Origin of the sequence: Bradyrhizobium sp. (genome assembly GCF_030654605.1) — a bacterium.
In the GTDB taxonomy this organism is placed as follows: domain Bacteria; phylum Pseudomonadota; class Alphaproteobacteria; order Rhizobiales; family Xanthobacteraceae; genus Bradyrhizobium.
Window position 1 is genome coordinate 70,792 of sequence record NZ_JAURXB010000296.1, and the last position, 6,949, is coordinate 77,740.

A 6,949-nucleotide genomic window follows, 5' to 3' on the forward strand; every position below is an offset into this window, starting at 1 on the left:
GCGTTTGCATCGTGCCTCAGTGCATCGCCCCTCAATATTCCGCATAGATCTCGATGATGTTGTCCTCGGGGTCGCGAAAGAACAACGTGCGATGGCGCCAGTCCGGCAGATCGGTCGGCCCCCTCAGGATCGGCACGCCCCTGGCGACCAATTCAGCATGGCAGGCGTCGAGCGCGGACGGCGGAACGCGAAAGGCCAGCTGGACCGCCGCCGATCCCGGAATTGATTTGCCGTCGTCGCAGACGGTCCACGCCGTGCGCGGCCGCAGCGTCAATAGCGCGGCGCCGACGCGAAAACTGACCCAATGCTCGCGATCGGTTTCGACCGGAAATTTCATGATGTCGCGGTAAAATGCGCGCGTTTCATTCATCCTGTTGCACAACAGGACCGTGTAATCGAGGTTGCTAATTCCACCCAGGCTCACTGCGATACTCCTCGGCTTTCCTGCAGTCATATGGATTCGCCGCACGCTGAATTCAATCGACGCGGAAGCCGCGAACGCATTGAATCACTCGACCTCTCTGTATTATGCTGGTGAGTGGGGGAGGCTTGGAAATGACGCTTCAAAGGATTGTCGCCGGGGTTTTTCTGCTGCTGATCGCAGCCCTCGCGGGCGCCTTCTACATGAACTGGAAAACGCTGGGCCAGTTGCGGACCGTGAAAGCCTTTGTCGAAGGCTATGTCTTTGCCGAGGCGGTGGCGGCCTGCGAGAGGGCGCCGAGCACGACGCCGTTCAAATGGAATACCGGGACCAGGACCGCGGTGGTCGGATTGAACTCGGTCCGGCCCGACAAATACACCGTCATTGCGAACTACACGCTCGTTGCCGACGGCGTCTATTGCGATTACGATCCGATCAAGAAGAAAGCCGACATCGGTTCGAATTTCCTGGAGCGGGATTGAAGAAGTCAGGCTTCTATTTGCGGCTGGCTCGAGGCGACAAGGCGATCGATTTCACCGAGCAATTTCCGCCACGCCGCGTCGATCTCGGGTGACCAGTCGTTTCCGAGCACTTCGCGCATCGTCGCCGCGATCACGCCGAAAAATTTGCCGAACAGTTCGCGCGACGTGCCGTAGCCGTCGTGCGACTGCACCTCGCATTCGATCATGCGAAAACGTCCTGACCGCTCGCCGGCGAAGTCCAGCATCGCTTCGATGGTCTGTGCCAGCATCGAACCTCTCACGAGCTCGCTTCCGTCGCTGCGGAACATGGCCTGGGTTTCCGGATGTTCGCGGAACAGCCTGTCATAGACCAGCGGGGTCAGGTCCTCGCCACGCTCGGCGGCGAGTTCAAAGCTGTGCTGGATCGGATTGACCGGTGCCGTCATGCGCTGCGTCGCGGTTTCATTGCGTGAGCCGATCATTCCAGAATATCTCGACCAAAACACCTCGACCAAAACACCTCGACAAAGAATCTCGAAAAAAAAGAGCAGGGCGCGAAGCCCTGCTCTGAAAATTGTGTCGACCCTATTTCCCCGCAATATTGGATTTGATCTTGATTGACGGGGCGACGCTGCTTGTGCGCGCCAGGGCTCCTCCCGAGACTTGGACCACCAGACAGAACCTTACGGCCAGCCTGAGCCTGTACTGGTAGACCATCTTTTTCGTTTTGTCACCAATTTCAGCAACGATTGTTCAAAATTAGAGCAATCCGCGAAATCATTGGAATTTCGCCACCCGCGGTTGCATCCGGCTGCGGGTATTCGCGTTTGGGTAATTGTGTAGGGGGCTGGAATTGCCTGGTCAGCCGGACCTGCACCATGCTGCAAATGTCGTCGGAGATATGCCCGCGCTGATAATTCCGACCATGATGATGGCAATCCCGATCCCCTTCCGCAGCCATACCGAGGTGGCCCGGCTGCGGAGCAGCGGGAGTCCAAGGCCGGCGCCCACCAGTACCGGCAAGGTTCCAAGGCCGAAACCGGACATCACCAGTGTCCCGCCGAGCCCCGAACCGGAAAGCATCGCGTAGAAGAGAGCGGCGTAAACCATGGCGCAGGGAAGGAAGCCCCAAATCGCCCCGCTCAGGAAAATCCGGGCTGTCGTCGGCAGCCGGGACGCGCGTGCGACGGTTTCCATGGTGCGGCTGACGGCTGACGCAACTCGATAAAGCACCGCTGGAAGGGGCATGACCTCGAGCATTGAAAGCCCGATCCAGCCGAGTGCCGCTGCGGCGGCCCAGCGAAGAACCGCATGGGTGAACGAATGATCGAACGAGCCGAATACGCTTGATCCAACGGCGCCGACGATCGCGCCAGCGGCGACGTAGCCGGAGATCCGCCCGGCGTTGATCAGCAATGTCGTTGCCAGGAGATCCAGAGCAGGGCGATTGGGATCGAGGTCGGCGGCGAAATGCAGACTCGCCGCGATGCCTGAGCACATGCCGAAGCAGTGCAGGCTAGATGACAGCCCCAGCAGCAATCCCGCAACAAGCAGCGGTTGGTCGAAGTCGAACATCGGACGATCCATGGATATGTCCAGATCATATCCAACGTCGAGGCCTTCCATTCATTGCGCTACGTCAAATGCCTCCCGATCCCCATCAGGTTTCAATGAGAAATGTCATCGCCTGACTGGTGCCGATCGCCAGCGAACCGAAAGCGCACGCGAACGGGATGAGGTCGAGGCCGAGGAAGTCGCCGCCGCTCGCGGCCAGCAGCGATCGCATGCCGGCCACGTCCAGGTAATAAATGGACCACAGGAAGAATGTGCCCAATCCCGCTCCGGTCGCAAAGGGAGTGACGACATGGGCGACCAGCAATCTCAAATTCGTGCGGTCCATCATCGGCTCCCGAAGGATAAGAGCCGGCGCAATTTAGCCCGCGTCGTCGTTTCCGGTTCCTGATAGTTTATGAGGCCGACGAATTGCCCGCTGCTGTTCATCATGTAGATCGTCGCGGTGTGGTCCATCGTGTACCCGCCGCCATCCAGTGGGACTTTGCGGGCATAGACGCGATAACCGGCCATGGCGGCCGATACGTTTTCGGGCGTTCCGGACAAGCCGGTAATCCGCGCATCAAAGGAGGAGAGATAGAGCGCGAGTTGTTGCGGCGTATCGCGTTCCGGATCGACGGTGACAAATACGACATTCAACCGATCGGCCTCGGCGCCAAGTTCATTCAGCCTCGCCGTCAACTCAAACAGCGTCGTCGGGCATACGTCAGGGCAGTTCGTGAACCCGAAGAATATCAGCATCGGCTTGCCCAGGTAATCGCGCTCGGTGACGGACTTGCCATGGTGATCGACGAGCGCGAACGATCCGCCGATTCCGGCCATTGCGGGCAATTTGCCTCCCTCGCGTTGAGCCAGCCAAGTCAAGCCCACCGCGCTGACGAGGATTGCAATGGCAAGGGCTGCCCCGATCCGTGCGACCGTCAGGTAATTTGTAGCCATGGTTTGCGACCGTGTTCTGGTGTTGTGGCCGCGCTCGTGCTGCGGCCGCATGGGGAGGAGGGATTCGCGTGGAATTTAGGCTCCACGCATGGCGGCGACGTCCCGAGGGACACGGTCCACTTGCCGGATCAATCGAAGGCGGGATTTCGACCGCAAGGGCCCGTAAGGCGCTTCAGGTGAAGTGCGGGGGCGCGCGGGGATTGATCGGCATGAGCTCTGCCGGATCGAACGCGCCTGTTGCGATCCGTGGCTTCAGCGGCGATGAACGCGACGATGCAAAATCCGGTGCTGAAACGGGAATCGAGTCAGCTGTCGCAGCCAGTCCCGGAACCATGCACAGGATACAGCATGCGTCGTGCCGGTGATCGGCCGGCGTACCGGGAGCCTTGTCCTGGACCGCTGGATTGTCTGACGACAGGCAAATGACGACGGACAGGCCGTCGAGCGGATTGGCCTTTCCCTGGGCCTGCAGGGCAAGGCCGGGCAGCAGGGCCGAAACCAACAGGGCATAGATCGCGACAAGCGCGACATATGCCCTCCAGCACGGCTGCTGTCGATCTGTCATTCCGCGAACCTAAAGAGCCGACGTAACGTTTGCAATTGCAGACTATAGGGAGGATGGCTCTCTCCGGCGAGGCCAATCGCGCCCCGGCGACGGATATCGACAGGGAGACAATCATGCCGGAAGGGTAACCGTGGTGATCTTCCGCACATCTTCCTCCCTTGCCGCCATCGTCCTTGCTCTGCATCAAACAGGTCTTGCATTCGGGGGCCTATGATCCGCAACGCATTATTGCCGAAACCGGATCTCGACTCCGGACTGCCTGCGTGATTAGTTGGTTGCCTTGAAGAGGTGGTTTTTGATGCGCCGGCGGTTGTGGAAATTTCTTCCCATCGTCTTGATGGCCCTCACGGTGCAAGTCCTTGCACCGATCGGTGCCTGCTGGGCGGCCAGCATCGCCGCCTCCGATCCCCTCCATGCGGCGCCGATCTGCTCGGGCAGTGCCGCTTCGGCGACCGACCAGACCGGTCAAACCGGCGAGCACCGCGCCCATAACGGTGCCTGCGCGATGTGCTGCATAGCGCACGCAGCCGCGTCCCTTGCTGTGCCCGAAGCCAGCTTCGCAACGCCGTTGCGACAGTTCGCGCGCGTGGCGTGGCGCGACGCTGCGCCAGACCCGCTCGGTTTCCGGGCCGGTTGGCATGCCCAGGCCCGCGCGCCTCCGTTCATTTCCTGACGACAAAACACTCCCGTGATCGGTATGGCCCAGGCCGTGCCGAATAGTGTCGTTGATCCGGCTGGCCTCCGCGCCAGCATCAGGAATGTCAAAATGTCTCGTGCTCACAATATATCGAGCGTGTTCGCGCGCAGCTTGTTGCTGGCCTCCACCGCCGCGATCGTTTCCGTTTCCGCTGCCGCGCAAACCAGTCCGCAACCGCCGCTGCCGGCCATTACCGTCGATGCGCCCCAGCAAAAGCGCGCCGCGGCGGCCCGCCCGTCGCAGCGCAACGTCGTGCCCTCGGCGCGGGCGCCCCGTGTCAGCAATCCCGCCGCCGCACCCGTCGCCGGCGATCAGGCGAGGGGACCCGCCCTGACGGTCCTCACCGTGCAACAGGCGCTGCGCGACATCCAGCAGACGCCCGGCGGCGTCGCCATCGTTCCGGCCGAGGCCTACCGGAATTCGACCGTCGCCAACACCATCAAGGACGTTCTGGATTACGTCCCGGGCGTGTTTGCGCAGCCCAAATGGGGTGATGACACCAGGCTTTCGATTCGCGGTTCAGGCCTGTCGCGCAACTTCCATCTGCGTGGCGTCCAGCTCTACATGGACGGGATCCCGATCAACACCGCCGACGGCTATGGCGATTTTCAGGAAATCGATCCCACCGCCTACAAATATGTCGCGGTCTACAAGGGCGCCAATGCGCTGCAGTTCGGCGCCAACTCGCTGGGCGGCGCCATCAATTTTGTGACCGCAACCGGCCGCGATCCGTTTCCGAACGGGGTGTCGGCCGATATGGGCGCATTCGGGTACAAGCGGCTGCAAGCCAATGCCGGCGGCGCCAACGGTCCATGGGACGGCTTCGTCACCGCCTCGACGCAGGCTTCGGACGGCTTCAGGGATCACAGCGACGGGCATGCCACGCGCCTCAGCGGCAATGTCGGCTATCAGTTCTCGCCGGACGTCGAGACCCGGTTTTACCTGAACGCCAACGAAGTACGGCAGCGCATTCCCGGCGCCGTCACCAAGGCTTCGGCCCTGAGCAATCCTCAAGCCGCCGCTCCCGCGAACGTCACCAACGACCAGCAGCGCAACATCGATACGGTGCGGCTCGCCAACAAGACGACGATCCGGTTTGAAGACACCAAGGTCGAATTCGGCGCTTTCGGCGTCGACCGCCATTTGATGCATCCGATCTTTCAATGGCTCGACTACCGCTACCAGGACTACGGCGGCTTCGCCAAGGTCACCGACGATCGCTTCATCGGCGGCTTCCGCAACCGCCTTGTCGCCGGCGTCAACGTCCTGAACGGCAGCATCGACAATCAGCAGTTCACGAATGTCGGCGGCCGGAAGGGCGCGCTGCAGTCGTCCTCGATCGATCGCTCGAAAAACACCTCTCTCTACGTCGAGGACAGTTTTTACTTCCTGCCGAACGTCGCCGCGATCGCCGGAACGCAATTCCTCTACGCTACCCGCAATCGGCAGGATCGCTTTCTCAGCAATGGTGATCAGTCGGGCGCGACCGAGTTCAGTCTGTGGTCGCCGAAAGCCGGTCTGCTCTGGGATATCGATCCGACCTGGCAGGCCTTCGCCAACATCTCGCGGAGCGCCGAGGTGCCGAGTTTTGGCGAAAGTTCGTCCGGATCGGGGGGCACGGCGGTCATTGCCTTCACCAGCATCCGCCCGCAGACCGCCACCACCTATGAGATCGGAACCCGCATGAAGCGGCCGGACTATTCCTGGGAAATCGCGGCCTATCGCGCCAACATCCGCGACGAACTGCAATGTATCGTCGGCAACGCCGTCGGAAGCTGTAACGTCACCAACGCCGATCGCACCATTCACCAGGGCATCGAAGCGGGCGCGGGCGCCGCGATTTTCCGCGGCATCTTCGACAACGGCCCGGCGCCCGACAAGATCTGGCTGAATGTTGCGTACACGCTGAACGATTTCCGTTTCGACAACGACCCAAGCTATCGCAACAACGAATTGCCCGGGGCCCCGCGTCACTACCTCCGTGCCGAGTTGCTGTACAAGAATCCGACAGGCTTCTATTTCGGGCCCAATATCGAATGGGTGCCGCAGTCGTATTTTGTCGACAACGCGAACACGCTAAAGACCGAACCCTATGCGATCTGGGGCCTCAAGGCAGGCGTCGACAATGGTGGAACTTATTCGATGTATGTAGAAGCCAGAAATATCGGAAACAAGGCCTATATTGCCTCCGCCAGCATCATCAACACGGCCAGTTCGGCATCACTGCTGTTCGAGCCCGGGTCGGGTCGCGCCGTGTATGCGGGCGTCAAGGCCCGCTGGTAAAATGACAACAG

General features: G+C 60.9%; 9 protein-coding genes. 3 read left to right on the forward strand and 6 right to left on the reverse strand.

Going from position 1 to position 6,949, the window contains the following annotated elements; genetic code table 11:
* Nucleotides 1-31 precede the first annotated feature (31 nt).
* A complete protein-coding gene (locus tag Q7U29_RS27635) occupies nt 32-454 on the reverse strand; it encodes a VOC family protein (protein WP_304746800.1) in 423 nt (140 codons plus the stop codon).
* A 101-nt stretch (nt 455-555) separates the two neighbouring features.
* Here Q7U29_RS27635 and Q7U29_RS27640 point away from each other — a divergent pair, with 101 nt between their 5' ends.
* Nucleotides 556-903: a hypothetical protein gene (locus Q7U29_RS27640; RefSeq protein WP_304746802.1), complete on the forward strand. Its 348-nt coding sequence runs from the start codon at nt 556-558 to the stop codon at nt 901-903.
* 5 nt (nt 904-908) lie between these two features.
* Here the strand turns inward: Q7U29_RS27640 and Q7U29_RS27645 are convergent, their stop codons facing one another.
* From Q7U29_RS27645 to Q7U29_RS27665, 5 genes are all read right to left on the reverse strand, one after another.
* Nucleotides 909-1,328, reverse strand: a complete 420-nt coding sequence (locus Q7U29_RS27645; protein ID WP_304746819.1) for a globin — start codon at nt 1,326-1,328, stop codon at nt 909-911.
* Nucleotides 1,329-1,743: 415 nt separating this feature from the next.
* Nucleotides 1,744-2,457, reverse strand: a complete 714-nt coding sequence (locus Q7U29_RS27650; protein WP_304746804.1) for a sulfite exporter TauE/SafE family protein — start codon at nt 2,455-2,457, stop codon at nt 1,744-1,746.
* Nucleotides 2,458-2,542: 85 nt separating this feature from the next.
* Nucleotides 2,543-2,782 carry a hypothetical protein gene (locus tag Q7U29_RS27655; RefSeq protein ID WP_304746806.1) on the reverse strand — a complete coding sequence of 80 codons (240 nt, stop codon included), beginning with the start codon at nt 2,780-2,782 and terminating at the stop codon, nt 2,543-2,545.
* A complete protein-coding gene (locus Q7U29_RS27660) occupies nt 2,782-3,393 on the reverse strand; it encodes an SCO family protein (RefSeq protein ID WP_304746808.1) in 612 nt (203 codons plus the stop codon). Before Q7U29_RS27660 ends, Q7U29_RS27655 begins: the two co-directional genes overlap by 1 nt.
* A gap of 172 nt (nt 3,394-3,565) precedes the next feature.
* Nucleotides 3,566-3,958: a DUF2946 family protein gene (locus tag Q7U29_RS27665; protein WP_304746810.1), complete on the reverse strand. Its 393-nt coding sequence runs from the start codon at nt 3,956-3,958 to the stop codon at nt 3,566-3,568.
* A 298-nt stretch (nt 3,959-4,256) separates the two neighbouring features.
* Here Q7U29_RS27665 and Q7U29_RS27670 point away from each other — a divergent pair, with 298 nt between their 5' ends.
* A complete protein-coding gene (locus Q7U29_RS27670) occupies nt 4,257-4,631 on the forward strand; it encodes a DUF2946 domain-containing protein (RefSeq protein ID WP_304746811.1) in 375 nt (124 codons plus the stop codon).
* Nucleotides 4,632-4,724: 93 nt separating this feature from the next.
* Nucleotides 4,725-6,938: a TonB-dependent receptor domain-containing protein gene (locus tag Q7U29_RS27675; RefSeq protein ID WP_304746813.1), complete on the forward strand. Its 2,214-nt coding sequence runs from the start codon at nt 4,725-4,727 to the stop codon at nt 6,936-6,938.
* The last annotated feature ends 11 nt before the right edge of the window (nt 6,939-6,949 follow it).

Bases quoted from the DNA above. Each gene is read 5' to 3' on its own strand.
- Q7U29_RS27635 (WP_304746800.1), bottom strand. From the start codon at position 454: ATGACTGCAGGAAAGCCGAGGAGTATCGCAGTGAGCCTGGGTGGAATT.
- Q7U29_RS27650 (WP_304746804.1), bottom strand. From the start codon at position 2,457: ATGTTCGACTTCGACCAACCGCTGCTTGTTGCGGGATTGCTGCTGGGG.
- Q7U29_RS27660 (WP_304746808.1), bottom strand. From the start codon at position 3,393: ATGGCTACAAATTACCTGACGGTCGCACGGATCGGGGCAGCCCTTGCC.
- Q7U29_RS27645 (WP_304746819.1), bottom strand. From the start codon at position 1,328: ATGACGGCACCGGTCAATCCGATCCAGCACAGCTTTGAACTCGCCGCC.
- Q7U29_RS27665 (WP_304746810.1), bottom strand. From the start codon at position 3,958: ATGACAGATCGACAGCAGCCGTGCTGGAGGGCATATGTCGCGCTTGTC.
- Q7U29_RS27675 (WP_304746813.1), top strand. From the start codon at position 4,725: ATGTCTCGTGCTCACAATATATCGAGCGTGTTCGCGCGCAGCTTGTTG.
- Q7U29_RS27640 (WP_304746802.1), top strand. From the start codon at position 556: ATGACGCTTCAAAGGATTGTCGCCGGGGTTTTTCTGCTGCTGATCGCA.
- Q7U29_RS27655 (WP_304746806.1), bottom strand. From the start codon at position 2,782: ATGGACCGCACGAATTTGAGATTGCTGGTCGCCCATGTCGTCACTCCC.
- Q7U29_RS27670 (WP_304746811.1), top strand. From the start codon at position 4,257: ATGCGCCGGCGGTTGTGGAAATTTCTTCCCATCGTCTTGATGGCCCTC.